At 40.2% G+C, this 26,163-nt stretch carries 22 protein-coding genes and 1 pseudogene; 10 read left to right on the forward strand and 13 right to left on the reverse strand.

What is annotated here, in order from left to right:
- Nucleotides 1–79 precede the first annotated feature (79 nt).
- The 4 genes from MSBRM_RS04565 to MSBRM_RS04580 all read right to left on the reverse strand — a co-directional run bounded on the left by MSBRM_RS04565 (nt 80) and on the right by MSBRM_RS04580 (nt 3,360).
- Nucleotides 80–763: a DUF5591 domain-containing protein gene (locus MSBRM_RS04565; RefSeq protein ID WP_048154828.1), complete on the reverse strand. Its 684-nt coding sequence runs from the start codon at nt 761–763 to the stop codon at nt 80–82.
- 395 nt (nt 764–1,158) lie between these two features.
- Nucleotides 1,159–2,340: an aminotransferase class I/II-fold pyridoxal phosphate-dependent enzyme gene (locus MSBRM_RS04570; RefSeq protein WP_048119495.1), complete on the reverse strand. Its 1,182-nt coding sequence runs from the start codon at nt 2,338–2,340 to the stop codon at nt 1,159–1,161.
- Nucleotides 2,341–2,420: 80 nt separating this feature from the next.
- Nucleotides 2,421–2,912, reverse strand: coding sequence for an Lrp/AsnC family transcriptional regulator (locus MSBRM_RS04575; RefSeq protein ID WP_048119492.1), 492 nt, complete (start codon nt 2,910–2,912; stop codon nt 2,421–2,423).
- A 70-nt stretch (nt 2,913–2,982) separates the two neighbouring features.
- Nucleotides 2,983–3,360 carry a 30S ribosomal protein S8e gene (locus MSBRM_RS04580; RefSeq protein WP_048119489.1) on the reverse strand — a complete coding sequence of 126 codons (378 nt, stop codon included), beginning with the start codon at nt 3,358–3,360 and terminating at the stop codon, nt 2,983–2,985.
- Between the two features lie 605 nt (nt 3,361–3,965).
- On the opposite strand from MSBRM_RS04580, the gene MSBRM_RS04585 reads away from it, so the two are divergent.
- Nucleotides 3,966–4,292 (forward strand): DUF6951 family protein, encoded by a 327-nt coding sequence (locus tag MSBRM_RS04585; RefSeq protein ID WP_048119486.1) that lies wholly within the window; start codon nt 3,966–3,968, stop codon nt 4,290–4,292.
- A 347-nt stretch (nt 4,293–4,639) separates the two neighbouring features.
- The gene (locus MSBRM_RS04590; RefSeq protein ID WP_048119483.1) at nt 4,640–5,329 is read left to right on the forward strand and encodes a DUF169 domain-containing protein; all 690 of its coding nucleotides are present in this window, start codon (nt 4,640–4,642) and stop codon (nt 5,327–5,329) included.
- 257 nt (nt 5,330–5,586) lie between these two features.
- Here MSBRM_RS04590 and MSBRM_RS04595 read toward each other — a convergent pair whose 3' ends face one another.
- On the reverse strand, nt 5,587–6,138 hold the full coding sequence (locus MSBRM_RS04595; protein WP_048119480.1) for a flavodoxin family protein: 552 nt from the start codon (nt 6,136–6,138) through the stop codon (nt 5,587–5,589).
- Nucleotides 6,139–6,611: 473 nt separating this feature from the next.
- On the opposite strand from MSBRM_RS04595, the gene MSBRM_RS04600 reads away from it, so the two are divergent.
- Nucleotides 6,612–7,112, forward strand: a complete 501-nt coding sequence (locus tag MSBRM_RS04600) for an NOB1 family endonuclease (protein WP_048119476.1) — start codon at nt 6,612–6,614, stop codon at nt 7,110–7,112.
- 187 nt (nt 7,113–7,299) lie between these two features.
- Nucleotides 7,300–7,914: an orotate phosphoribosyltransferase-like protein gene (locus MSBRM_RS04605; protein ID WP_048119473.1), complete on the forward strand. Its 615-nt coding sequence runs from the start codon at nt 7,300–7,302 to the stop codon at nt 7,912–7,914.
- A gap of 318 nt (nt 7,915–8,232) precedes the next feature.
- On the opposite strand, the gene MSBRM_RS04610 is transcribed toward MSBRM_RS04605, so the two are convergent.
- On the reverse strand, nt 8,233–10,365 hold the full coding sequence (locus MSBRM_RS04610) for a DHH family phosphoesterase (protein ID WP_048119469.1): 2,133 nt from the start codon (nt 10,363–10,365) through the stop codon (nt 8,233–8,235).
- Nucleotides 10,366–10,932: 567 nt separating this feature from the next.
- Between MSBRM_RS04610 and MSBRM_RS04615 the strand changes: the two genes are divergently transcribed.
- Complete coding sequence (locus MSBRM_RS04615; protein ID WP_048119466.1) at nt 10,933–11,727, forward strand: slipin family protein; 795 nt, start codon at nt 10,933–10,935, stop codon at nt 11,725–11,727.
- Between the two features lie 43 nt (nt 11,728–11,770).
- Nucleotides 11,771–13,099 (forward strand): NfeD family protein, encoded by a 1,329-nt coding sequence (locus MSBRM_RS04620; protein WP_176722133.1) that lies wholly within the window; start codon nt 11,771–11,773, stop codon nt 13,097–13,099.
- Nucleotides 13,100–13,242: 143 nt separating this feature from the next.
- Here the strand turns inward: MSBRM_RS04620 and MSBRM_RS04625 are convergent, their stop codons facing one another.
- Nucleotides 13,243–14,568: an AIR synthase-related protein gene (locus MSBRM_RS04625; RefSeq protein ID WP_048119463.1), complete on the reverse strand. Its 1,326-nt coding sequence runs from the start codon at nt 14,566–14,568 to the stop codon at nt 13,243–13,245.
- Between the two features lie 302 nt (nt 14,569–14,870).
- Nucleotides 14,871–15,479: an imidazole glycerol phosphate synthase subunit HisH gene (gene hisH, locus MSBRM_RS04630; protein ID WP_048154833.1), complete on the reverse strand. Its 609-nt coding sequence runs from the start codon at nt 15,477–15,479 to the stop codon at nt 14,871–14,873.
- Nucleotides 15,480–16,386: 907 nt separating this feature from the next.
- On the opposite strand from hisH, the gene MSBRM_RS04635 reads away from it, so the two are divergent.
- Both MSBRM_RS04635 and MSBRM_RS04640 read left to right on the forward strand, forming a co-directional pair.
- Complete coding sequence (locus tag MSBRM_RS04635; protein ID WP_048119453.1) at nt 16,387–16,872, forward strand: Ig-like domain-containing protein; 486 nt, start codon at nt 16,387–16,389, stop codon at nt 16,870–16,872.
- 42 nt (nt 16,873–16,914) lie between these two features.
- The gene (locus MSBRM_RS04640; protein WP_048119450.1) at nt 16,915–17,376 is read left to right on the forward strand and encodes a carboxypeptidase regulatory-like domain-containing protein; all 462 of its coding nucleotides are present in this window, start codon (nt 16,915–16,917) and stop codon (nt 17,374–17,376) included.
- 589 nt (nt 17,377–17,965) lie between these two features.
- On the opposite strand, the gene MSBRM_RS22015 is transcribed toward MSBRM_RS04640, so the two are convergent.
- From MSBRM_RS22015 to MSBRM_RS04660, 4 genes and pseudogenes are all read right to left on the reverse strand, one after another.
- A complete protein-coding gene (locus MSBRM_RS22015; protein WP_394298324.1) occupies nt 17,966–18,982 on the reverse strand; it encodes an MFS transporter in 1,017 nt (338 codons plus the stop codon).
- 177 nt (nt 18,983–19,159) lie between these two features.
- Nucleotides 19,160–19,858, reverse strand: a pseudogene (locus MSBRM_RS22020) (MFS transporter); the annotation flags it as partial.
- Nucleotides 19,749–20,213, reverse strand: a complete 465-nt coding sequence (locus tag MSBRM_RS04650; RefSeq protein WP_069575305.1) for a PadR family transcriptional regulator — start codon at nt 20,211–20,213, stop codon at nt 19,749–19,751. The pseudogene MSBRM_RS22020 and the gene MSBRM_RS04650, both read right to left, overlap by 110 nt.
- A 580-nt stretch (nt 20,214–20,793) precedes the next feature.
- Nucleotides 20,794–21,648, reverse strand: coding sequence for a hypothetical protein (locus tag MSBRM_RS04660; protein WP_048119441.1), 855 nt, complete (start codon nt 21,646–21,648; stop codon nt 20,794–20,796).
- Between the two features lie 580 nt (nt 21,649–22,228).
- Between MSBRM_RS04660 and MSBRM_RS04665 the strand changes: the two genes are divergently transcribed.
- The gene (locus MSBRM_RS04665) at nt 22,229–22,651 is read left to right on the forward strand and encodes a GNAT family N-acetyltransferase (protein ID WP_048119438.1); all 423 of its coding nucleotides are present in this window, start codon (nt 22,229–22,231) and stop codon (nt 22,649–22,651) included.
- Nucleotides 22,652–23,063: 412 nt separating this feature from the next.
- Here MSBRM_RS04665 and MSBRM_RS04670 read toward each other — a convergent pair whose 3' ends face one another.
- On the reverse strand, nt 23,064–24,986 hold the full coding sequence (locus MSBRM_RS04670; RefSeq protein ID WP_048119435.1) for a PINc/VapC family ATPase: 1,923 nt from the start codon (nt 24,984–24,986) through the stop codon (nt 23,064–23,066).
- Nucleotides 24,987–25,638: 652 nt separating this feature from the next.
- On the opposite strand from MSBRM_RS04670, the gene MSBRM_RS04675 reads away from it, so the two are divergent.
- The gene (locus MSBRM_RS04675) at nt 25,639–26,040 is read left to right on the forward strand and encodes a hypothetical protein (protein WP_048119432.1); all 402 of its coding nucleotides are present in this window, start codon (nt 25,639–25,641) and stop codon (nt 26,038–26,040) included.
- Nucleotides 26,041–26,163: the final 123 nt, after the last annotated feature.

Below are 26,163 nucleotides of genomic sequence, written 5' to 3' on the forward strand. Positions count from 1 at the left end.
AATGTATGGAAGAGATGCAGCTTTTCAATAATGCTACAATGCAGCTTTCCAATAATGCTACGTGACATACCTTCAATATTTACAGGACATACCAGTCAGCGTCATCAACCGATAGATCTTCTTTAAGTCCGACTTTTCTCTTTGGAAGCTTAAGAGCATCTGTAATCGCGTCTGATAAGTCCTGAAGGTATTCTCTGGTTGAGAGGCTGTTGTAAATAAAGGGCTTTTCAGGCTGGAGCATAGTCTGGATTGTAGACTCCTTCGGGACAATATCAACTTCTATGTCAACCCTTTCGACGGCTTTTTCCATTGCAGTTCGAAAATCACCAATACAGTAAGCTATTCTGTGTTTGTAATTATCCCGTGTTTTTTCAAGATAAGCAGCAAGTCTTTCACTTTCCATTTTTATGAAATCTCGCTTGATCTTTGCCACGTTACATTTACCCATCATAAAGCTGTAATGCATGAATGGGTATTGCGTATCAAGTTCCCTGGGGGTAATTCCACAGGTTCCGAAGGTTACTATATGTACATCCTCAGGTTTTGCAATCCCGAAGATTATTCGATCGAATTTTTTGTGAGAGGGACTTTCATGATAGGGTTTCCTTTTGGCACAGGGAACAAAAATACATAGTTCCCTATACGGAGCTTCATATTCGTTCAGGACCCATTCATTAGCCCTTATCATATCCGGGTGGTAAATTACCCTATCAGTGTCAAGAGGTTCTTTAGAACGCTCATCTTCAGGAATAATGGGTTTCATAAACGTCAAGCTAATTGAGCCTGGAAATTGTATATATAGTTAACTAACTTCGGAATCTGCAGAGCTTTATGAGTTTGAGAAGTGTCCTCCAAAATTGAATTGGACGCGAATAAAGTAATCAAAAGTAATCAAAGGTAAGCAAAAATAAGCAAATAATCGAATAAGCAAATAATCGAATAAGCAAATAATCGAATAAGCAAATAATCGAATAAGCAAATAATCGAATAAGCAAATAATCGAATAAGCAAATAAGACAAAAAGTTCCATCGAACTTTAAAAAATAAAGCAGATGATGAAAAACAGGTTGACAAAAAAACCCGAATAAAATAAGAAGAAACCCGAATAAAATAAGATTCGATGGAAAATTTGAAAAGTGATGGGAGCCCTTGCTGAGTTTACTGCTTCAAACCATCCACAAAGTCTTCCATTCTGTCTAACGCTTTTCTGATGTCATTTATGGATGCTGCGTAGGCGCAGCGCAGGAAGCCCTCACCTGCCTCTCCAAAGGCATCTCCTGGGATTGCAACGACTTTCTTTTCATCCAGAAGGCGCTCTGCAAACTCAGAGGAAGAGAGTCCGGTATTTCCTATATAGGGGAAAGCGTAAAATGCTCCTTTAGGGTTGCAGCATTCAAGCCCTATCCTGTTAAAGCCTCTGACAATAAAGTGCCTGCGTCGGTCATATTCCCGGATCATCCGCTCCATTTCATCTTTACCGTGACGGAGTGCTTCAATTGCTCCGATTTGAGCCGTTATAGGAGCACAGAGCATGGAGTACTGATGGATCATCATCATTGAATGTATAATCTCAGGAGAACCCATTGCAAAACCGAGCCTTAGCCCTGTCATTGCATAAGCCTTGGAAAACCCGTTAAGCATAACAGTCCGCTCTTTCATGCCATCAAGGGAAGATATCGGAACATGCTTGCCTTCATAGGTAAGGCACTCGTAAACTTCGTCCGAGATAACAAACAGATCATTCTCCACAACCAGGTCGGCAATATCCTCGAGGCCTTCCTGTTTCATGATCGCTCCTGTAGGGTTACTTGGGAAGTTGAGAATTATTGCTTTTGTCTTGTCCGTGATTGCAGGTTTGAGGGCTTCTGCAGTCAGGCTAAACTCATCATCCCTGTGGGTGGCAACGATAACTGGCTTGCCTCCTGCAAGAATAACAGAAGGTACATATGCCACATAGGAGGGCTGGACGATAATAACCTCATCGCCAGGGTTGACCACTGTCCTTACTGCTATGTCCAGAGCTTCACTCACACCTGTTGTGATGAGTATCTCGGATGAAGGGTCATAATCCAGGCCATAACGCCTGTAATAAGTTCTGGCAAGTTCGTTCCTGAGGTCCGGAAGACCATAATTTGAGGTATATGAGGTTTGCCCTTTTTCCAGAGAATGAATACACATCTCACGGATATGCCACGGAGTAATGAAGTCAGGCTCTCCTACACCAAGGGAGATTACATCTTCAAGTCCGGAAACCAGATCAAAAAAACGGCGTATTCCCGAAGGAGGAATTTCTTTCACAACGTCGGCAACAAACTTAGAAGGATCACATGAAGGTCTCAAGCAAAACACCCTGTAAAAAGTATATAAGTATTATGAAATATAAAATCGGATAGGGATTTCAGGTTCTGAACCGGCTAGTATCAAGATGATACTGGTAGCCTTTGAATCGTTTCAGGTTCATGAAGGATGACCCCATCTTCTTTATAAGTTTTCAGTACAAAGTGGGTTGAAGTGCTCTGTACCTGATCAAGGGTTGCAATTTTCTCTGCTACGAAAAAAGCCACGTCCTTCATCGATTTTCCCCGGACAGTAAGGGATATGTCATAATTTCCAGATAGGAGCCTGACTGACCTGACTTCCGGAAACTTGTAGATTCTTTCTGCAATTGCCTGATAGCCCTGATTGCGCTCGAGAGTAACCTTCAGCTCAATAACGGCATAAACATAGTTCTCCCCGACCAGATCCCAATCAACTATGGTTTTGTAGTGCCGGATAACTCCGGTGTCTTTAAGTTTTGTAATTGCCTGGGAAACCTCCTCTGCAGACATATCTGTAAGGGATGCTATTTCCTCTGGACTCGTTCGTGCATCATTCTCAAGAATTTCCAGTATATGTCGAATCTTTTCATTCATGTTGGTCACCGGCACAAAGTTAAGGGAACTTGACAAACAATTTTTGTCTCGGGGATAAATTATATTTTATTTATTCAATTAATACAGCATTTACAACTCCGTCTTGCCCTGGTCTGCTTGTAACTTTAGCGGTTCCAAGAGGAGTCCTTATTACTGAGCCTTTCGTCAGAATGTTACGCCTGATGTAGTGCTTGTTTGCAGCGTTGTCGAGAACTGTTTCAATGGGAGCAGAAGTGGTTTTTCCATCTTTAGGATTGGTTATGTTTGCAATATCACACTGAAGAAGTCTTACCTTCCTGTTGCCTCCCATAGTGTGAACGTTTTTCCTCTTTATTTCACTTATACGGGTTTCTGCAGACTCGCGGCCCATTTCAAACTTGCGCTTTCCGCGGGCAGCAATAACTTTCCCACCGGTCACTTTTCTTCTGGAGCTACCTTGCCATCTCATATTAAAACCTCATCGTGTATTGAAATTATAATCAATGCTTATCTTTAATGATTATTTATGTATTTTACTATTGTAATTCTGTACTTTCCGATTGTAAATATACTGTAATCCTGATTATCCTGGCCTGGTGATCGTGTCAGGGTAAGCATAATTATCGCTTATGCTCTGATTATATATTAATTTATTAGCAGGAGTGCCTAATTAGCATATTTGCTATGGACTAATCAATACAAATAGAATCGTATAAGAACTTTACGATCAGGCAGCTGGAATAAAACTCAATTTTACATTCTGCCTGTATCTGTAAAAGGAGATTAGATTAAAGAGAGTTGTAAATAAAAATCTGACAGTAAGTTCACAAGTGGAGGTGAAGAAAAAAGGCATATGCTAAAAATTATATAAATCTAAAGTGAATGAATCTAAAGTGAATGAATCTAAAGTGAATGAATCTAAAGTGAATGAATCTAAAGTGAATGAATCTAAAGTGAATGAATCTAAAGTGAATGAATCTGTTACAGTTAAAGTTGAAATATTAATTTCCAATTTAAATTCTTAACTGAAAAAAGGATCCGACGTTTCAGGAGAAATAACGAGGAGAGATAACAATGGTTACAGAGATTTCATTGAATACAATATGTGGACATAAGACAAAGATAATTGCCACTAAAGAGGGAAAGAGCACACATATACATATTAAGTCCACATGCAAAAAACTTCGAAAGTGGGGTACACATTTTGATATGGAACTGAAAGACCTTATGGGAGGTCCCGAAAACATTCTTAGCCAGAAATCGGCTGAAGCGCCCCTTACACCTACCTGTCTTGTCCCGGCAGCAGTAATGAACGCTTGCTGGCTCGAAAATGGCATGATTTCGAAGAATCTCGCTCGAGACATGGGAAAGATGGAGATTATTTTTGATAAATTGGAATGAATTTTCAGTACTCTATACAACCCCTATAGTTCTTTTGGGAAGATCTTCAGTACTGGAAAAAAACTACCGAAAAAGGTAGTACTGTGAGATGTCACCTGTATACATATAAACTCGGGAATACTTATATCGAATCTTATCATGTACTATTTGTCTGTAACTGACAAGAATTTGCCCGTAACTGATAAGATAACTCTTAAACTTTTAGGAATCTTTTGATCAAAACTTGTCATGTCTTATTTGCCCAGAACTAGGCAACTAGACAAACAACTTTTGAATATACTTATGAAATACTAAAACAGTATTACTATCTTAGGAGTAACAAAAGTTTCAAAACCCGAGTTGAGAACATGGATGTAAAAGAGATCAATAAATATGGACAAGAACTTGTAGACTGTCTGAAACTGAAGACTTCTCCTGTTGCAGTAAAGCTGATCCCGAAAGGAGGAGAAATTCCTGAAGGAATGAAAGAAGTAGATGAAGCTATGAGGCACTGTCAGCTGGTTGACAGAGTGAGAAGAACAGGTGAGGAGTTCTATACCCTTATCGATGACCAGATGTGTAAAGGTGGCGCTGGTGCAATGGGCCTTGGCGAAATGCCTCCAAAGGTCGCAAGTGGAGAATTTTATTTTAATAAACTCAAACAGTTCAGCACCCAGGGCGCTGCAAGGCGTACCCTTGAAAGAGTTCCCAAGCTTCCGCCGCACTCAACTGAGGCTATCCTGTACTCTCCTCTGGAAAAAGCCACATTTATTCCAGATGTTGTTGTTGTTATCGGTAATCCTAAACAAATAATGCTACTTACACAGGCTGCAATGTACAAAACAGGAGGCAGGGTTGAAGCGAGTTTTGCAGGAAAGCAGAGCCTGTGCTCCGACGGGGTTGTGAATGTATACAAAGAAGGCAAAATCGGAGTCACAGTCGGTTGCAGTGGCAGCAGGACATATACCAAAATCTCAGAGGAAGAAATGATTATGGGAATTCCTGTCGAACTTCTGGCTGATGTAGCCACTGGTCTCAAGGAAATTTGCCCTAAGTAAATCCGGAAAACGAATCTGTTTTAAATAAAAATTTCTTCATTTTCAAGCCCTTTCAAGATGTTTCCAAAAAAATCATTTCCAACAAAATCATGAAAGGGTTTGTCGATGAAAGGGTTTATCAAATACGCAGGTAAAAACTTTTGGATATGTCTCACCCAAAAATTAGTTCTCTTGAGTGAAGCGTAGCGAAAAGGATAACGGACACCTGAAACTCTATTAGGTTAGCGAAACTCGGGTTGTGGAAAAGGATAAGTTCTTTAAATGCTAGTGCCAAAAGCTTGCGCTTTATCTAGCCAATCTCCTTGTAAAATATCTCCTTTTGCTGATACGCTGGTGGCTATTAAGATACCCCTGTCTTCCCATTTCATATAATCTGCCGTATATTTGTAAGTGTCTATGGCACCGCTGAAAAATCGTTCGTCATCGCACGCTCCACACATAATTAAAGCAGATTCTTTTACTATGAGGGATTTTTTACGGCTATCCACACAGTAGGCACAGAACCTGTCAATTACAGCCTTTAACTGTGCAGAAATCCCAAAGAAATATAACGGGGAAACCAGTACAAGCATATCTGCACTCTCAATTAGTGGTTCAATTTCTTTCATATCATCACATTGAACGCAGGTTCCATCTTTTGTCCAACACATAATACAGGCCTTACATCCACTAACATTGAGTTTTGCCGTTTTGATTTTATTTACGGTATGCCCCTTTTCCTGTGCTCCTTTCATAAAGGCATCTGCCAGCATGTCACTATTTCCGTTATTCCGTGGACTACCAGTAAGTATCAGTATATTTTTATTCATAATGCAACATCTCTCTAAAATTATTTTTATATCTCTTCTAACTTTTATCTATTTCTATAATCTTACATTTCACCCTACATGGATTGCCAACAGCTATTTCATTGGCCACCTTTGATACTGTAATTGTTATCTATTCAATCAGTCGAAGATAACACTTCAGGCTTTCTAATCATAACGGAAAGTAGCCGTTCCTTATGATCTTCATATTTCCGATTCAATTATATTCAATAATTATAAGCAAATATTGCTAAAAATATAGAAGAGTTTTGAAACTTCCCTGAAACTACCCTCTTGAGCGTAACTGTTGTGCCGCAATCGTTACGCTGGTTGATCATGACGTTACGTGACCTTAGAATAACTTTGAGTAACTCAAGCCCGCTTGAGCAAAAGACGTTAGCATAACGGGCACCGTCCTCCATATACGGGACCCAGACGGGAATCAATTATATACTAAAAGAGAAAAGAGAAGAAAAATGACCTATTACATAGCAGACTCAGCTGTTTTTATAATGGGAAACTGTGACTTGGACAGTTCCCTTATAATTACCGTTCCTTCGGTTGCGGAAGAATTGAAAAGTAGGGACTCCGCACTTCGTTTTGATCTTGCAAAAGAAGGAGGGTTACGTGTGGAATGGCCAGAGCCTGAAATGGTAACAGAAGTTCGAAAAATGGCTGAGCACACGCGGGACTCCGAAGAGCTCTCAAAAACGGACCTTGAAATCCTCGCAAAAGCTCTTGAATATAAAGATAGGGGCATATTGCTTACGGATGATTATGCAGTCCAGAACGTTGCTGTGCAGCTTGGAATTCAGGTTAAACCCATTGCCCAGAAAAAAATAAAGGATATTATTATCTGGCAAAAGCAGTGTATAGGCTGTAAAAAAACTTTTGACAAAGGGGATGTCTGCCCTATCTGTGGTTCCCCCCTTAAGAAAAAAAGGAAAAAAAGTAGAAAAGAAAAGAGTTACTCTTAAGCTAAAGAAAAAGATATAATGCTTGATAATGTAATAATGTCTTTAATTGAGAGAATGTACATTTGAATATAGTTTTCCAGGCAGTATTCGAGGCAAACGTTGTTAATAAGTTGTAAAATGTGCCGAAAAAGTGCCGATAAAGTGCCAAAAAATACAGCCAGATAAAAATTCAGGTGGGAATGGAGGCATGAAGAACATAGAAGATTTAATCCAGAAAGCTGTGGAATTGCAAAGTAACGGGCTTGTAACCGGCCAGATTGCCGACGAACTCAATGTTTCAAGGGAAACGGTTACCTGGCTTTTAACCCGTTCGAAAAAAGAAGTAGCAGCCCCTGCTCCGAAGGATATTTCCGTAAACTGGAGCAATATCGGAAAAAGTGCTACACGGCTCCACTACATCTCACTTGCGCTTTGCGACATGGTGCTTGAGACTCTGGAAAAAACAAACGCCGAAGTCGACGTTGTTGTCGGTGTCGCTGCAAGCGGCATTCCCCTAGCAAGCATGATGGCAAATGAACTGGGAGCTGATTTTGCCCTGTATCATTCCCGTAAAGGACAAGATGTAGTCCAGCCAGGTCAGAAAGGAACAATAAGTAGAAACTTCGGAGGCGTTGCCGGCAAGAACTGTGTGATCGTAGACGATGTTATTACCACAGGTTCCACAACTATGGAAGTCATTGAGCAGCTTCGGGAAATGGGCGCAAAACCAAGAGCTGTAGCAGTTCTCGTAGATAAAAAAGGCGCAGATATGATTGCTAATGTCCCAATCCGGTCTCTTGTAAGGATTGTACGCCTGGACTAAAACAAAGCAAGGATAAACTGTTAATAACTCTTTTGTATGGGAGCCTTTCCAAGTGAAAGGTTTCCCAGAACTTGCAGTATTTTTTATAATTAGTGTTTAATTAAGATTGTCTTTATTATTTTATGAAAAATAGTCTGCGGAGTAATTTTTAAATATATTTTGTATAAAAATTAAAACTCTTGTGAAGACATGTTTTAAGATTATAACTTTTTGAGAACTCAATATCTTAAAAACTTTATATCTTAAATAGACTATTAAAAAATAGAATCTTTCTATCCAGAATAGAAGCAAAGGAAGGAAAGAGGCTATTTAAGCCCTTTAATATTCGACCTCTGCAGATCCGATTTTCTCGGCAAGCCTTGATAGTACTTCGGTCCTCATCCCTTCTACAAACTTAATGCTGCCAACGACAAGATGTCCTCCTCCGCTGACGCCTGCACCTTTTATTTCTTCCCGCAGTTCTCTGACGATTTTCGGAATATTCATGAGCACACCCTTTGAGCGGATAACCGCAAAATCAGGGCCGTATCCAATGGTTACCACGGGTTTATCCGGATATTTTTTGGTAAGCACGTCATGAACTTCTCCTGAGGTCTTTCCTGGTGGCGGGAAGGTGAATTTATGGGCGTAGTTTTCAACGTCTATCACGTTCATGATGGTTCCATTTGCCAGGTTTTGAGACTTGACATTAAAGAGGCAGGTCTCAAGCTGGTCCTGGATCATGGTATTTGCCTGTTCGCACAGCAGGGAAACAAGGTTTTTATGGGTTTCATGATCCCCAAGGTCCAGAATATCGTCGATAAGGCCTTTTCCACTGCTGAATTTCAGCCAGAACTGCTCATAATCCAGAGCTAGAGCCATTTCCTTCAACTCTTCAAGGGTGTAACGGTCCGAGACAAGAGAAATATATCTTTCAGCTTCCGGAGCTTCTGAACGGTCTCCTACTGCTGAAACCGCTGGGAGATGTTTTATTGTATCGCTAATATTGGGATTGATCATACGAGCGACTTCAGCACAGAGCATTCCGGCAGTAACTCCGAAATCCCCTCCTACATGCGCAGGATTTACATGCCCTATCAGGTACTGGTCAACAATATCATCCGGATGGTGATGGTCAATAACAAGCATGTCGATTCCATATACTTTGGCCTGCCGCATTGAAGGTACGTCTTCTTCGGTTGATCCGTTGTCTACGAGAATTATAAGCGGCATTTTCTGCCCGTGCCTGGAAAGGTCTTCAAGCGCATACGAAATGTCCCTCGTAACATCGGCAAGTTCATAAAAAGGAGCTTTAGACGGGGCACGCTTGTAGAAGTAATATTCCGCATCCATTCCCCCGATTTCCGTAATCAAGGGCAGGATAGCCCTTTCAATTGCAATTGCCGAGGTAATACCATCAGCATCGGCATGATGCCTTAGAATAATCGGGGTTGAATGGAGAATAGCTTTTTTGATTTCTTTTGCAACATGGAGCATCCTGGGTTTAAGTTTCTCCATAATTTCGCTTTTGACAAGGAAAGGAATATCCGCAGGAGTTGCTTTTTCGTCAATTACTCTCTCAACTCTGCCCTTGACAACTGCTTCCTTCTCTCCTGTCAGCAATTTCATGCTCATGACCTCGATCTGGATCTGGTCATCTCGCAGAGTCACTTCTCCGGTAATGGAAACAATCATTCCTACATCAATATGCGGATAGGACCTTTTTCCTGCACTCTCAAAGGCTGCACAGGGCACAAAGCCTCCCTCATCACTAATTGTGAAAATCGTGGGACCACTGGTCTGCTTTACCTGAATTACTTCTCCTTCTATTCTTAGGAGCCTGCCCTTCATACTTGGGTCGATTTCGGCTGAATTCTTGAGTGGAAGCTCCTTTTCAACCTCGACGGTTTCGTATTTTTTAATGGTTTTTGGTATCAGATCCAGCTTTCCTCCGGCTTTGATGCTTTTTACCAGAACAATCACGGAATCCCCGACTTCAGGAGGAACAACGATATTGCTAGAGTGCATAAGTCCTCTTACATGAGGGTTAAGGTCGACAAAGGCCCCAAAAGAAGCTTTACTGCTCACTACTCCGTGGTAAAGTTTTCCTGCTTCCACGTCTTTAAGGTCGCAGGACTCATCAAGGGCATAAACATACTGAGAATTGGCACAGGATTCGCATACTTCTTGATTGGGGTCCTGGGGTTTCTCAATACGTGCTCCACAAATCTTGCATGTGTATATCTTCCCAAGACCATTACAGGTTTTACAGGGAGTTGTTACTTCAATACTTCCAGTACCTTTACATTTCCCACATTCAGCACCATTTTTTAAAATGCTGTCAAGATTTTTTTCTGACATTTTCATGAAATCAATTGATTTTGATTTACCTTTGCCCTTACACTGAGGGCAGATTTCAGTTGAAACAACTTTATAGCCACGCCCGTGGCAGTCTGGACATTCTTTAATCATTAATATCAACACCAATGGTTCTTCCGAACCTGCGTTTTCTTGACCTACTGTTTGTGGCTCAGAATACGTTTCTAAACCTGACAGTGTTTCTCGTTCTTATTGTCAGCTTTTAAGTACACTGATCAAACTTTGTGGCCGTATCAGGGCCAAAAATCAATATCATTCTGTTTCTTTTTCTCTGTTTACTCACTTTTCCATGTTTTATATTTTCGATGTTCCAAATATAAGTGTTTTCAGAGACAACTATTTATCAGAATGAGTCTCTCGCAGTTTCTTCATAGTTTCATCCAATCAGGCATCTGCATTTTTGACATTTATTTCCTTCTCCGATATCGTCAAAATCTGAAAAGTGAATTCAATTGAGAATCTGGAGAAGGAAGTAATAATAAATAATAATACAATAATAATAATATAACTTTTCAGATGGTTGTAGAATGCAGGGTGCAAAATTTTTGAATGATTAATACTTATTTTATAGAAAGTTTATTATTGATTCTCTGTATAAAGAATACTTAGTTATTATTATGTCTAATCTAAATATTAATGGAATGAGAGGTCACAAAAATTATGAGCATCTTTACCAGTCAAATCTACATTCCTGTATTATTAGTTGTAATATTAATACTCTCACAATCAATAAAAATGGTTAACGAATATGAGAGAGTAGTTATTTTCAGGTTGGGACGCCTCAGTGGTGTAAAAGGTCCAGGAATTTTTCTGATTATCCCAATTGTCGATAGAGCTTTAAAAATAGATCTAAGAGTTGTTGCGATCGATGTACCCAAGCAGGCCGTAATTACTAGGGATAATGTCACGGTTGAAGTGGATGCGGTTGTTTATTACAAGGTCATAGAACCTGGAGCTGCCATAACTCAGGTTGAAAATTACATGTTTGCAACTTCTACCCTTTCACAGACTACTCTAAGAGACGTTATGGGCCAGATGGAACTTGATGAGCTGCTTTCGGAAAGAGAAAATATTAATAAGCAAATTCAAGAGCTTCTGGACAAGTATACCGATCCCTGGGGTATCAAGGTTACAGGAGTCACAATTAGAGACGTCTCCCTGCCTGATACAATGAAGAGAGCAATTGCCAAACAGGCTGAAGCCGAAAGAGAAAAGCGTGCCAGGATTATCCTTGCGGAAGGAGAATCTCAGGCTGCGCAGAAAATGAGAGAAGCTGCAACTTCCTATGAAGGAGTACCGGCAGCAATTAAATTGAGAGAACTGCAAACTTTAGCCGAGATTTCCAGGGAAAAGAACCTCATAGTAGTTACTCAGTCCCAGGCTTTTGAAACCGGAAATATAGCGGCTTTATCTACATCTATTGCGGAAAGAAAAGAGCAGCAAAGGCAAGAATAAGCATAAAAAGGATTACAACAGCAAAAAGAACTGAAGGAAATGGATGAGCAAGAAAAGGCCGATAACCATGTCTGTAAAAAGAGGTCCGCATTTCTTCTTTATTTTATTCCTGTGTTTCATCCTCATAGCCGTTTCTATACCCTCTGGGGATGCAGGACCTCAACAGAAAGTACTTGTGCTTGAAATATCCGGGGCTATTACACCGGCTTCAGATGATATTATAGCAGATGCGATAGAAAAAGCTGAAAATGAAAATTTTGAGGCTCTTGTAATTAGCTTGAATACCCCAGGTGGAGGTCTGGATGAAACTCAAACAATCATAAGCGCAATTGAGAATGCGAGCGTGCCTGTTATCGGGTATGTACCCGAAAGTGGTAGAGCCTGGTCAGCCGGGACTCTCATCCTCATGGGAACAGATATTGCTGCAATGGCGCCTTTCACGGTTATAGGATCAGCTCAGCCCGTTCAGATGTCTGTGGAAGGAACAAAACCCATAACAGAGGAGAAAATAATAAATGCCCTTGTCAAGTTTTCGGTTGCAACAGCCAGTAAACACGGGAGAAACGAGACCTTTGCAGAAGAAGTCATAACGAAAAATAAAAATCTCGACGCGCAAGAAGCCCTGCAGGCTGGCGTAATAGAATATGTAGCTCCTTCTATTCCAAATTTGCTGACACAGATTGACGGGCAGGAGGTAAAAGGAAAAGTCCTGCAAACCGAAAATGCAGGAATAGAAAACTATGAACCTCCATTTTCTCTCTCCCTTTTAGGGCTGATTTCAAACCCGATTATCTCCTCCCTTCTTTTGACCCTGGGAATTTATGGGCTAATTTTTGGGATCTCAAGTCCGGGAGCCGGAGCAGAAGTTTTTGGACTCATCTCAATTGCACTCGGGTTGATAGGAACAGGTTTTGATATCAATATAGGGGCAATTTTCCTCATTCTTTTAGGAATAGGACTTCTGATCATTGAGATTAAAGTACCCGGATTTGGGATATTCGGGTTTGCGGGTCTCATCAGCCTCATAATAGGAAGTATACTCCTTGTACCCATGGGAAGCGAAAATATTTACACCCCCGAGTTTCGAAAGGTTCTCACCCTGACGGTTGTTGCCCCTACGGTTGTTTTCGGATTGTTCCTGGTTTTTGCAATCTATAAAGTAACAGAGATCAGAAAGAAAAAACCGGTTATTGGAGAGTTTATAGGAGAAACTGCCGAAACCATAGATCCTTTAGGGCCTCAAAAGACAGGTTTTGTCCGCTATAAAGGAGAATACTGGAAAGCTCATTCAGAAGAGGAAATTGAACCGAATGTAGAGGTCGAAATCACTGGAAAAATAAGGGAAACCCTTTTAGTAAAGAAAAAAATGTAATTATTCCCTCTTCTCCGGTTCAATTTCTTTTTTCTTTTACTTTTCATTAAAGCCTTTTTTTAAAAGGCTTTTTTAAAGGTTTTTGATTTTACCTTCGATTACGCAATTTTCCTCATTTTCGCTAAATCTTTTTTCAAAAGGCTTTATTTACTTCTTATTTTTTCGAGTACTTTTTGTTTCTTTTCAATAGCTTCAAGCGCAGCCTTATCAATTGCTGCTCTCATTTCTTCGAAATCTCTGGGATTCCCTTCTCCATGAACTTTTTTAACTGGTGTGTATGCAGACTCTCTAAATCTTGGTGTGAAGTCTCTGCATTCGCCATTTAAGAAGATTTCAGCTCCGTTTCCTTCCTCAACATGCCCTATGACATCAATTTTAATACCTGAAGCTCTGACGGTATTAAGGATTTCATCAGCATATGCAGGGGGAACAATTATGAGCAGGGCATCGAGAGAAACTCCAAGGTAGTCGATTTTCAGGCTTTCAAGCATTGAAAGCACCTTTGGGTTCACAAGAGCCCTTAGCTTTTCTTCTTCAAAGACCAGTTTTACCCTTGCGGTCTTTGAGATTTCCTTGGCATCGCCCCGAATTCCTCCATTCGTAACATCGGTCATCGAATGTACTTTTTTATGTAGTCCGGATTGCAACAGGACCTCGCAGGCTTCTAGGAAACGGATATTAATGGTTTCCTCCACAACCTCATGCATCCCATAGTAAAGCGCGGTTGTGGAAATCGTACCCCCACCTGCGCCTTCAGTCATGAGGATAAGGTCTCCTACTTCAGTCCGGTTCCGCGAGGTAAGAGAAGAGGTTATGCCTACAGCTCCAACCCCGCCTGTCATGCGTTCACCTATGACCATGTCCCCGCCGATTCGAAGCGTGCTTCCTGTAATAAGAGGTATTCCGGTAAGTTCAGAGACCGTGGTTATTCCTGCAATATGGTCAAAGATCTTTGCTACATCCCCGTCGTCTGCTACATGAATGTCGGAGAGCATTGCCAGGGGTCGAGCTCCCATAGCATATATGTCACGTAGAGCTGCCCGAGCTACGTGAAAGCCCGAGAGAAAAGGAAAGTCACTTAGGCGAGAATGAAGCCCGTCAATTGTAACCACAAGGTAGTCTTCACCGATTTTGACAACTCCAGAGTCGTCTAGCTGGGAGCTATCTACAACAGCACCTGTCTTGCCTATAACTTCTCCAAGCTTAGAATGAACGTAAAAGTCCCCTGTACCTCTGGAACCTACCCCGAATTCTCCCATTGAAACTCCTGAGACAGTGGGGCTTAACACGTCTCCTTTCACATCAAGTGTTGCTTTTGCCTCACAAACGACCGCAGCCGCGATCTCATGAGCTTTTTCCAAACTTATATGCTTAATTTCAAGAATTCTTGAAGCCAGTTTTGCTTCAAGCCCTGCTTCGTTTGAGGGGTCCTCCCTGAGAGCCCGTTTTGCGTAGCCTTCTATATCCATAGTAACCATCTCTTGCGGATCTTTCTGCCCTGAAATATAGCAGGGCAGGAATAGTTTGGCATTAAAGTATCAGTCTATTTTTATAATCTGTTATTTTGAGGTAGTCCATTAATTTGAGGTAGTTCATTAATTTGAAGTAGTTCATTAATTTGAAGTAGTTCATTAATTTGAAGTAGTCCTAATTTGGGATAGCCTGTTGATTTCAGATGCTCATCGCAAAGTGTGTAGGAATCAGAACTAATAATCCGGAAAAAATGAAAAAATGATTTGGGCACAAGGGATAACTTTTTAGAGAAATCCTTTCAGCACATGTCTATAAAGTTTTTCAGAATCTTCAACCCGATAGCTCCACTTTTTTCAGGGTGGAATTGGGTACCCATAACATTACCTTTAGAATTTACGACAGAAGCTGAAAAGTCCAGCCCATAATTGCAGGATGCAAGGGTGTTTTCAGATGCTGTGTCCACATAGTAAGAGTGGACGAAGTATACGAAAGAGTTGTCAGGAATCCCTTCAAATAGAGGGTGGTCCTGCTTGATTTTAATATTGTTCCAGCCAACATGAGGCACCTTTAGTTCGGATTTTGGAAAGCGCAGCACCTTTCCGGGAATAAGGTTCAGCCCATCAGTAAGCTTTCCTTCCTCCGAAGAACTCATGAGAACCTGTTGTCCAAGACAGATCCCGAGCATCGGCTTGCCTGACCGTGCGTATTCTTCTATAGTCCCTTTGATGGGGTCAAGGCACTTCATCGCGTCCACAAAAGCGCCAACGCCCGGGAGAATTAAACCGTCTGCGGCAAGAATTTCCCCAGGATCCCCTGAGATTGCGGGACTTGATCCGACGTGTTCAAGCCCTTTTTGAACACTGCGGAGGTTTCCAAGCCCGTAATCGAGAATCACAATTCTTTTCATAGCTTTAACAAACTAAGTTAAGATAGATTAACTTTACGCATAACGAAAAGTACAGCACGAAGATCATTGAAGGACAGAAGGAAACCAATTAAAAGAAAGATAAAATATGAAAATATGAAAAGAAAAAATTAGACAAAATATAAAGGGATTGTAAAATCTTTTGCAGTTAAGACCTCCCCGCAGGAAGACTGTAAGAGCTATTCTCCCTTTCAAAAGTCACCTTGTATTTGCCACAATGTACACATTCATAGCGTTTTTCGAGCACTGTTGGCAAAAAGAACAATGCCCCGCTTTTCCGCTTCCATTCATGCAGTCCTAAAAAACACAAGAAACTACGGTTACGATCTGATTCGTCTGAGTCGTCAGAGCATTCTTGAGCCAAAAAACTGTTTCTCCTCGTTTCTGATTGTTAAGTTTATTCTACAATAATAAGTAAATTATGGTTAAAGAACTATATAAATATACAGTTTTTAAGGAACACATCAAGAAGTTCTGCTATCGAGAGCGGCACCTGGCTATAAATAGGCGATTGAATACATGTTGATTATACATGACGAGATCATGATTCAATGTACAAATTTACATAAATAAATTTTATCCAATTGTCGGTGATTGATACCGTTTTTCGTCGTTCATCAGGCAGTTATTTAACTCCTTGTTTTCGTCAAAATCAATATCTATCAATTTTTTTTGGTAGGCGGGATAGTTACATCCCATCTTTCTTTTTAAACTCAGAGATATATTCAGGTCCAGGCTTTCAAGGATCCGAGTTATAACATCGAATTTTCTACTAGGCTTCCATTCTTCGCTTATTCTAAATCTTTAAGATATACCAAAAGATCTGTAACAAAATATTAATAATGTCTTGTGCTAATTACTTAGTGAAATTATTGAGAGTGGTGAGATTATGAAGAAATTTAAATTTATCAAACATGATGAGAAAGCCATGGAACTCCCGATTAATATCGTTGTAATGCTCGTTGTCGGGATGGTTGCCCTTGCAACACTCATTTCGATCATGCCGACCCCGACAAAGGACATGTCGGTATTTGTGGAATCTGCAGGGCTTAGTGCAAGCACCCTTGAGAACGGAAACTCAATAATAGTTGATGCCAGTACTGCAGAAAATCCTTTTACAATAACCGTAGTTGTAAAGACAACTGACAGCGATGGAAATCCTGTAAGAAACGCAAACGTTATTCTGAGAGGGCTTGGTGGAGCAGCATCAAATACTACGGATGCTAATGGTTTCACTTACCTGACAACTCCGCAAGGTGCAGAGGTTAGGCTTGACCCTAACCAGAACGAAGGGACAATGGACCTGAATATTGTGGCCGATGGTTTTTATGACTACGAGAAAAAAGATGCTGTAATGATAATCAAGACCAGGTAATTGTGCATCTTCCAAAAGTAAAATTGAAAGGAGGAGCCGTACATGCTGCGTGAAAAATTCAAACACAACGAAGCAGGAACTCTGGGGCTTCCAATAAGGATTGTCGTGCTTACTGTTGTGGGTCTTATAGGATTTTGCACGATTCTTACGGCCCTTAGCAATGCCCCTACTCCTCCAAAACCTATGTATGCTACAGCAAATATGAGTGTACTTTTCTTACCTTCTACTGAAGGAGGCAGTAATACGGAAACAAACCTCAGCTTGCCTGTAAAAGTGTTTGACAGCGAAAATCGCGGTATAAGGGGCGCAAATGTAATTGCCTGGAGTCCGGATAGGAAGAAAGCCTATTCAGGCGTTACCGACCTCGAAGGAAATGTAATATTGAAAATTTCAAATCCCGAACTGCCTCCGGGAAAAGCTGAAGGATACATTAAGATAAAGGTAATGAGAGAAGGATACAGAGATTTCACCAGCGATTATTTTCTGAAGGTGATTCGGAGCTAAATTGCTCTGGATATTAGCCCCCTTGAAAAATGATTAGTTTTTTAAGGAATATTAAACCTTATTTGCCAAATGTAATGTAGTGTCAGCCCTCCCCCAGTTAAGGTACATTCATTAAATGATCTATTTGCTGTTTAAATGATTTAAGTACTTTAATTGGTAAATTAAACGTTGATTTTTCCTTACTTTTAACATTGAATTTTGTATGGATAAAAATGACATCAGATGCCTTATTTATAAATAAATATAAATTGTAAACGAATAAAGTATTTATCTCAATTTTTTCTTGATTTAAAAGAGTATTATAGATTGTTTATCTAAAAAATTGATTTTTAGAGTGTACCTTAATTGGGGAAACTCTAAATGCATACCTATCATCTAAAATAAGCATTGTATGCCCTTAGATTTAGTACTGATTTGGAAGGACCCTATCTGGACAGATTTATGCTGGAAGAGCCTGAGGCAAGAAGGATACTGGATCTTGCTTCTGCATTATTTCTCCGTACTTCATGTTCTCCGTATTTTCTGTTCTCCGTATTCTCTTTTTATTTATGCTTATTACAGCAATAATCCTTATCCAGTATGCCAAAAATTAGGAATGTGTTTCCTCTACTGTTGCAAGATCACCTTTGTTAACATTACTAACCGAGCTGTGAGCTTCGTACACATACCTTTGTCCCCTCATTGCCGACAGCACGGCAGCTATACCACAGAGTACAGCTCCGATTATGAACGAAATCCGCAACGCTGGCATGAATGCCTGCTGTAATGTCTGCGGGAACCAGTAGTTACTTGTCAGTGTGGTCACGATTTGTTGCGGTATTGAGCCAACAATACTCGAATTCATAGAGCTCAGAACTGAATCCATAGGGTTGTAGCCCAGGAAAGCAGAGAACAAAGCGTTGGTCGGTGACATACTGGCTAGATAACTGGCGAGCTGCTGCACAGCAGGGATAACCTGTTCAGACCCAAAGCTGGATAACGAAGCCTTAACTGCACCTGGGAAAGCTTTTTGAATTCCCACAATCACAACGGTGAAGAATACGGACATGCTCAGGGTATTGGCTGAGTTCGCCAATGTGGACAACATGCCCGACGCGACACCTCTGTTCTGAGGTGGCACAGAATTCATTATCGATGAGCTGTTAGGAGAGGCAAACATACCATTCCCAATACCCATGAAGAAAATCAGTATTCCTAGCTCCCAGTAATCAAAGTTATAGGGAAGCAGCGAGAGTCCGATGAAGGCAAATGTAACGATAGTCATCCCTATAGTGGCGATCCATCGAGGCCCATACTTGTCCGAGAGCATACCGGAAATCGGTCCCATGATCATAAAGCCGAGAGTCATAGGTAACATATAAATTCCTGCCCATAACGGCGTTTCCTCAAAGCGGTAACCATGAAGTGGCAGCCAGATACCCTGTAGCAGAAGAATAAGCATGAACATGGCACCACCTCGTGCAATAGCTGCAGTAAAACTGGCGAGACATCCATAGGCAAAAGCTCTAATCTTGAAAAACTCAAGCTTGAACATTGGGTTCTTCACCTTGCTCTCGACAAACGGGAAAGCAATCAGCAATGCGATTCCGATACCTAGAACTGTCATTACCCAGGGGTTGTTCCAGCCCATTGCATCGGTGATACCATTATGCTCGTAAGGCATCAGGGCATAAGTGACACCGATCAGAAGCGAGGTCAGCCCGCCGACAAAAAGTAAGTTTCCTACAATATCGAGACTGGTCCTGGATGCCCGGAACGAAATATCCTTCATCTTCCAGTAGGACCACACTGTTCCAAGAACAGCAAAGGGAATGTTAACCAAGAACACATAGCGCCAGTTGTATGTAGCCAGTACACCACCGAGCAGCAAGCCAATGAACTGACCTGACATAAATGCGACCATATTTATGCCGAGTGCCTTTCCCCTCTCGCTTACCGGAAAAGCATCTGTAATAATAGCTGAGCCGTTTGCTATAGTGAATGCACTGCCTACAGCCTGTATGAGCCTGAAAAGAACTAGTTCCAAAGCACCAGCATTGCCTGTGCCAGGCGTTAGATAGAGCAGGGTTGAACCGATGGCGAATATTAGGAATCCAAGCCGGAACAATTTTACCCGGCCATACATGTCCGCCAGCCGACCAATAGTGAGGAGCAGTGTAGCCGTTACCAGACCAAAGCCCATCAGGAGCCACAGCAAGTACTGGAATGCCCCCGGAGCCATTGGGTTCATCTTGATTCCCTTGAATATTGCGGGAAGAGAGATCAGGATAATACTGCCGTTAATGGAGCCCATCAGTGATGCGAGGGTCACATTAAACAGTGCAACCCATTTGTATGCAATACTCTTCCCCTTGTGATTTTCACTCAATTTATTACCTTCCGTTTTTGTTGTTTTCATCTTCTTGATTCTGGAAATCACAGTCTTGTGCCGCTTTAGACTGCTGCATAACATCCTGGGTATCGTCCACCTTTCCTTTAGCATCACTGTTATCGTCGCCTTCAATCACATTGTTGACGATCCTGGACATCTCGTTCAGGAGTTCCAGTTTTTCCTGTGTCATGCGGTTCAGTCCTTTTACTCCCCTGGGGGTGATCGTGTATACTTTCCTGCGTTCGATCCCCTCGCTCTGGATGAAACCTTTTGACTCAAGTTTCTCCAGGATTGGGTAGATCGAGCCTGCACTCGGAGTCCATCGCCCGTTTGAGCGGCGCTCGACCGTCTTGATGATATCATAACCATGAGTAGGTTTCTCTTTAATAATTTTCAGCACGATATATTTGAGAAAAGCCCGCCTGATTTCTGTACACATCTTATTATTATCGATGCTTTCTTCCATGTTTCGTACCCCGATATATCGGCAAGTGATATAGCGGTAGATAATATAATATTTATATCTTTTTGGTAACTATTAATCATCAAAATTAGTTAGACCGTATTGGTTTTGAAGTAATAGATATGCCAGGCAACTAATGATGAAAAAAGAAAAAGTAGAATCATTTGATACTTATTAGAGATGATCAATTCGTTGAAATTTACCAATTGAATCTGAATAAAGGAAGTTATTGATGCGGTCTTACCAAGACTGAATAGTTACATTATTTTTTGGTTCACGGGGTTAACATGTTTAACTTCACAGAAACGGGATAATAAGCTGGGAACAGCATAAGGTCCTCTGGACATACAATCAACCAAATAATTGGGAACGATACATTTCTGGGTTTTCTCTCTGGGTCTTCTTCCGTTTTCTCTCAAAAATGAAGTAAATATTGAAGTAAATATTGAAGTAAATATTGAAGTAAATATTGAAGTAAATATTGAAGTAAATATTGAAGTAAATATTGAAGTAAATATTGAAGTAAATATTGAAGTGAATTTTTACGGTAGAGCCTATATTTTCATAACTTGTCTGTTTTTCATTATTTATCTGTCAGTACTTTCTTCCTGCGGTTGGCCATGTAAAACTTCATGAAAACGGCTCCTGCCATCAGTACGGCAAGCCCGGCAGAGAAATAAGGAGATTTTATGACATCCCATCTACCTGACCAGACAAGGAATCCGGTAAGAAAAAGCACTGAAGACCCGGCAATTCCTGATATCTCAAAAGGAATTTTCATAGAGCCGAGGGTAAGCCTATTCTGGTTTTCGAGGATTTCTACACGGGACTCAAGTTCCATTATATACTTACTTTTTGCATCTTGCTGAACCTTGAGGTTACGGAACTCCATATCCAGTTTTTCGATTTCGGATTTGAGGTTGTTATGAGTAAAATTCGAAAGCTCGGATAGAGAAGCATGAAGGGAACGGAGACTTTCGGATAGGCTTGAAAAAACCTCATTTATGTTCTTGATTTTATAATTGGCTCCGGACATCTCGGAGGAATTTTCCCCGGAAAATGTAGAAAAATTCGAAGGCTCGCTCGAAGGAAGTACTGCACTGAATTCAAAATTTGAAATATTTCCTTCCGAAACTGAAGGAACTAAATCCGAAAAAAAAGAATTTCCGCGAATAGAAGCTTCAGGAGAAACCGATGGAACCTGAGGTAAAATTGGGGAGTGTGAAGCGATGCTTCCTGCATTTTCCACCGGAAAAAGTCCTGAAAAATTTCCTGAGAAAAATCTGTCAGTTTGCAGTTCAGTAGAAGCTTCTATAGAAAGGCGCCTCTCGACTGCCCTGAGTCGTTTTTCAAAACTTCTTATACTCTGATCGAAAACCTCAATTCTTCCTTGCAAATCCTCCCGAACTTCTGGATCTGCCTTACGTAACTTATTCAATTAACCATTACCCCCGTATTTTGTACTACAAAATGAGGCCCGAGACTATATAAAATTTTTGAAGTTCATATGGTGTTAAGATTAATAACACAAAAAGTCAGAACCCGAAAAGAAGAATGACAAAAGGATAGAACGAAAAAGGAACGAAAATAGAAGAATAACAGAAAAGAGGAAAAATAAAACATAATATAGGAAAACTGAATGTGAAAAAAGAAGAATAACAAAAAAGGAAAATAAAACATAATTATAAAAACTTGGAAGTGAAACTAGAAAAATAACGTAAAAAAGAGAAAAGTAGCTTGAAAGGAATAAAGCAGAGAGATTCAAAAGTACGGTAGTCCTTCAATAATCAGCTGATATTTTCCAGAGTACTCACACATTCGCTTTTCGCTCTAATTTTCTGCTTTGTGTATGCTCAGTTTTCTGTAAGCAGGTAAGCTTAGAAAACAGATGTGGATGAGCAAAAATACTCAAACACAAAATATCAACCATCTACTAATTCACGAATAGGATTTGAAATACGCCCAAAATTTATAATTTATATTTACTTATACTATATACCTATTATTTGAGGAGTAGAATGGACCTGAAAACTCAATATGATTGCTTAAATATTGACTGGAATCGTGTATCTGAAATATTAAAAGAAGTTAATATGGCATCTTTTGAAGGAGATGTGCATAAGAGATGCTTTGAAAATAGCCATACTGTTATATTTGTTTTTGATAACGAGGAACTAATTGGTTTTGGGCGTGCAATTTCAGATGGAATATATCAAGCCGCAATTTATGATGTAGCAGTACTGCTTGAGTATCAGGGTAAAAAGATAGGCAGTCTAATTGTTGAACATATTTTAAACTCACTTCCGCAATGTAATTTTATATTATATGCTTCGCCTGGAAAAGAACCGTTTTATGAAAAATTGAACTTTCGAAAAATGAAAACAGGAATGGCTTTATTTCGATATCCAGAAATGATGCAGAAGATCGGTTTTACTGAATAAATCAAAGTAAATCTAACTGACATCTTAAATGCTCTATCAAGCCTGTAATTTGGCATGAAGGTGCTTGAAATAACTTTCCTAATTTTGTGCATGTTATTCAATGAATTTTATGCTCGTTTAGCATGAAAATGCATGAGGGTATCTCTCATGTTCTCATTTCCTTCTTTTTTCACAAAAGTGCAATTATTCTACTAATTATTTTGATACGTTCAAAAAAGTAAAAAATAAATCAAAGTAAAAATAAATCAAAGTAAAAATAAATCAAAGTAAAAATAAATCAAAGTAAAAATAAATCAAAGTAAAAATAAATCAAAGTAAAAATAAATCAAAGTAAAAATAAATCAAAGTAAAAACAAATCAAAGTAAAAACAAATAAAAGTAAAAATAAATAAAAGTAAAAAGTAAAGGAAGTTTAGATCATTCTGATCTCAATTGTTTCTCCTTTATCCTGAGCTTCCAGAATCTCAGATGCGAGATCCGAGTTCGCCCTGAGTTTCACATCTCCATGCCGGCTTACAGTTGCACTGAAAAGATACTGGTCTTCAAGATAAATTTCCACATCCTTTCCTGCAAGCTCCGGTGCTCCAAGAATAAGGTGCTTTTTATCTCTTTCTATGAAAGGATGAACAGAAGAAACACTGGGCTCTTCCTCAAAGCTGTTTTTCCTTCGTTTCCCTCGGGGAGCTCTGCTTTCAGCTCCATACTTCCGGCCTTTTGTAGCTCCTGGGGCTCCGATCTCCAGTTCTCTTACATCAATATGCAGGCCAAGAACATTTTCGATTCGGTCAATGACATTTCCACCTTTGCCAATAACTTTTCGTACTTCATCTTCCCGGACCTTTACGATTGCGCTGTCGTCTGAAGTCACTTCAACTTCAACCGGGCCGGAGGCATACCTGCCAATAACATTTCTTATTTCCTCTTCCGCAAGTTTCCAGGCAGGTTTCCTTAGCTCGGTAGGAAGTCCTACTGGCATAACAACAACCTGTTCTCCATAGGTATAGATTTCATATTCGATTTTTCGGGTCTCAAAATCGGCAATGACGATTACCGGTCTTGCAAGATCCTGCTCGGTCATCCCATGAGGAACCTTGACGGTAAACTCAAGCACCAGAACCTTTGCCACTTCTCCTTTATCAATGAAAATAACGGTATCCACTACCTGGGGAATTACTCCCAGTTCAACCCTTCCGATCAGGCGTTGAATTGCGTCCACTGCCCTGGTTGCATGTACTACCCCGATCATTCCCACGCCCGCAAGCCGCATATCCGCAAAAATCAGGAAATCGCTGGTTTTCCGTACCTCATCATAGATTGTATAATCCGGCCTGACCAGAAGCAAAAGGTCTGCAGTATTTTCCATCCTGCCGTTCAAAGGTGAGTACTGGGTGATTTCAGGAGGCACCTGGAGGTCTCTTGGTGACTCCATAGTTTTAACTACCTGCCCGCGGTCATTAAGGTATCGGGCAACCCCAGCGGCAAAAGTAGACTTTCCGGCTCCGGGCGGGCCGGCAATAAGAATACCACGCTGACTTACAATCCGCTCTTTGAGTTTATCGCTCAGCCTGTAGTGTTCAAGATCCACAACCACAGTTGGCCTTACAACCGTAATTTCCATATCATCGGAAAAAGGTGGGTGAGCAATTGCAATTCGCATATTCCGGATTTGCAGAACCGTAGCTCCACTTGAAGACATCTCGATAAAGGATTCGGGGTCCAGCCTGGCCCTTTCAATAAGTTCTCTCGAGATACTGGAAAGTTCCGCAGAAGTAACAGGTTCATCTCGAATCTTTACGTAATGTATATCCCCTACAGGCCCCTTTTTGGCCATAGGAGATACTTCATTTTTAAGATGAACGGACATCGTATCGTCAGTAAAAAAATGTTCTACTTTAAGAGGCGAAAGTTCGGATGGTTCCAGGACTTTAGGATGCATGTACTCGATATCAAGCCCTTTTGCTTTAGCTATAAGAGACTGTACCCTGTCTTCGCTTAAAAACAGCCCTCCTACTTCAATAGCCGTACTTCGGATAAGGGCATCTATCCTGCCTTCTTTAGAGAGCTTAATCTCCTCAAGAGTGGGCTGAACCCCGCTGAACTGAAGGAGAATTTCATTCTTCTCTGCCAGCTTGCGGAGTTCCAGAAGTTCTTCAAGCCCTTTAAATCCTATTTCTCTGCCTTTATTTGCCTGGGCTTCAAGTTCCGAGACCACAGCTTCGGGGATAATAACTTCAGCACCCCTGAAATCCCCGCTTCTAATGCGGGATGAAAGCCTCCCGTCAATAATTACGCTTGTGTCCGGAACGATTCTCCATATCCGCTTCTCATCAGCCATATAAATGGATATAGAGCCGGGAAGTATATAATATAACTCTTTAATTCTCTAATATAATATATATACACAATTATATGTCTCAACACGGGTAATTGGAACTGGATATAAATACATTACCTTTGACTGTAAAAATTATTATTGAATATTTTTATAATGAAATGATTCTACGGAAATATTACGAAGCTAAGAGGAAACTCGCATAAAAAATAGTAAACCGGATTTTAAAAGTAACTATAAGCCAGAAAATGAGCTTATATCTAAATTTATTGCAAAAAGCCAAATTATTATGTTACAAATAAGCTTTAAGATAAATTATCATTTTATAAATAAGTTTTATATATAAATTATAATAATATCTTTTTTATTTAATACAATCTCGAATAAAAAAAATCAAATTTTCGTTAATATTGGTTTCTAATTTATATTTCTCTAATTATTATATCCACTGGATAATAATTAACTAGCGATACAATAAAAAATCACTTTTATCGGCAAATAATAAAGCAGTATAGTTTACTAATTGGATAGTCTTCCAGAAACGTATATGGATTATTGATTCTTAAATTAAGTATATTTGCCTATAAACAGTGAATTGAAGAACCAGTCAAGGTGAAATTGTATCGAATCCAGCATAATGATGGAGATGATATAGATGAGAGACCAAAAATTTAACAAAATAAAGAAGGCAGTCTTTATTTTGTTTGCAGTCTTTTTTGTAGTAGCTGTAACTGCTGCATCAGCAAGTGCGTGTACCTCAAAAGTCAGCGACAACAAATGTAAAAGCAACCTTAAAGAAGAGGTAACTAAAGAAAAAGTTAAAGACATAGCAAAGCCGATTCAAAGGGCAGCTAAAGAAAAAGTGGTTGATAAAAAAGTAGCTCAAGAAGAGCTGGGCAACAAATTCTTAGACTTCGTAGAGAATAACTGGTTCGGAAGTTTCAAGGGCGGCGATTGTGACAACGAATGGGGAGGCGATTGTGACAACGGATGTTTTGGAGGCGATTGTGACAACGGATTGTTCGGAGACGATTGGGACGATTGTTGGGACTATTAACTGTTGACAAGTCTGACCATGGACTAAGCTGTAGATATATTATACTAATAAGGACCCATTTGTATACTCCGCATCGGATTGCAGAAACAATGAGACTCTAAAAGTTATTGGAGTTTTTCTTGA

Source organism: Methanosarcina barkeri MS (genome assembly GCF_000970025.1).
GTDB lineage: Archaea > Halobacteriota > Methanosarcinia > Methanosarcinales > Methanosarcinaceae > Methanosarcina > Methanosarcina barkeri.

Excerpts from the sequence above, each read along its gene's own strand:
- MSBRM_RS04580 (WP_048119489.1), bottom strand. The coding sequence starts at position 3,360 with ATGAGATGGCAAGGTAGCTCCAGAAGAAAAGTGACCGGTGGGAAAGTT.
- MSBRM_RS04610 (WP_048119469.1), bottom strand. The coding sequence starts at position 10,365 with ATGATTAAAGAATGTCCAGACTGCCACGGGCGTGGCTATAAAGTTGTT.
- MSBRM_RS04635 (WP_048119453.1), top strand. The coding sequence starts at position 16,387 with ATGAAGAAATTTAAATTTATCAAACATGATGAGAAAGCCATGGAACTC.
- MSBRM_RS04640 (WP_048119450.1), top strand. The coding sequence starts at position 16,915 with ATGCTGCGTGAAAAATTCAAACACAACGAAGCAGGAACTCTGGGGCTT.
- MSBRM_RS04650 (WP_069575305.1), bottom strand. The coding sequence starts at position 20,213 with ATGGAAGAAAGCATCGATAATAATAAGATGTGTACAGAAATCAGGCGG.
- MSBRM_RS04670 (WP_048119435.1), bottom strand. The coding sequence starts at position 24,986 with ATGGCTGATGAGAAGCGGATATGGAGAATCGTTCCGGACACAAGCGTA.
- MSBRM_RS04590 (WP_048119483.1), top strand. The coding sequence starts at position 4,640 with ATGGATGTAAAAGAGATCAATAAATATGGACAAGAACTTGTAGACTGT.
- MSBRM_RS04675 (WP_048119432.1), top strand. The coding sequence starts at position 25,639 with ATGAGAGACCAAAAATTTAACAAAATAAAGAAGGCAGTCTTTATTTTG.
- MSBRM_RS04565 (WP_048154828.1), bottom strand. The coding sequence starts at position 763 with ATGAAACCCATTATTCCTGAAGATGAGCGTTCTAAAGAACCTCTTGAC.
- MSBRM_RS04620 (WP_176722133.1), top strand. The coding sequence starts at position 11,771 with ATGAGCAAGAAAAGGCCGATAACCATGTCTGTAAAAAGAGGTCCGCAT.
- MSBRM_RS04600 (WP_048119476.1), top strand. The coding sequence starts at position 6,612 with ATGACCTATTACATAGCAGACTCAGCTGTTTTTATAATGGGAAACTGT.
- MSBRM_RS04605 (WP_048119473.1), top strand. The coding sequence starts at position 7,300 with ATGAAGAACATAGAAGATTTAATCCAGAAAGCTGTGGAATTGCAAAGT.
- MSBRM_RS04665 (WP_048119438.1), top strand. The coding sequence starts at position 22,229 with ATGGACCTGAAAACTCAATATGATTGCTTAAATATTGACTGGAATCGT.
- MSBRM_RS04595 (WP_048119480.1), bottom strand. The coding sequence starts at position 6,138 with ATGAATAAAAATATACTGATACTTACTGGTAGTCCACGGAATAACGGA.
- MSBRM_RS04585 (WP_048119486.1), top strand. The coding sequence starts at position 3,966 with ATGGTTACAGAGATTTCATTGAATACAATATGTGGACATAAGACAAAG.
- hisH (WP_048154833.1), bottom strand. The coding sequence starts at position 15,479 with ATGAAAAGAATTGTGATTCTCGATTACGGGCTTGGAAACCTCCGCAGT.
- MSBRM_RS04575 (WP_048119492.1), bottom strand. The coding sequence starts at position 2,912 with ATGAATGAAAAGATTCGACATATACTGGAAATTCTTGAGAATGATGCA.
- MSBRM_RS04625 (WP_048119463.1), bottom strand. The coding sequence starts at position 14,568 with ATGGATATAGAAGGCTACGCAAAACGGGCTCTCAGGGAGGACCCCTCA.
- MSBRM_RS04615 (WP_048119466.1), top strand. The coding sequence starts at position 10,933 with ATGAGCATCTTTACCAGTCAAATCTACATTCCTGTATTATTAGTTGTA.
- MSBRM_RS22015 (WP_394298324.1), bottom strand. The coding sequence starts at position 18,982 with ATGACAGTTCTAGGTATCGGAATCGCATTGCTGATTGCTTTCCCGTTT.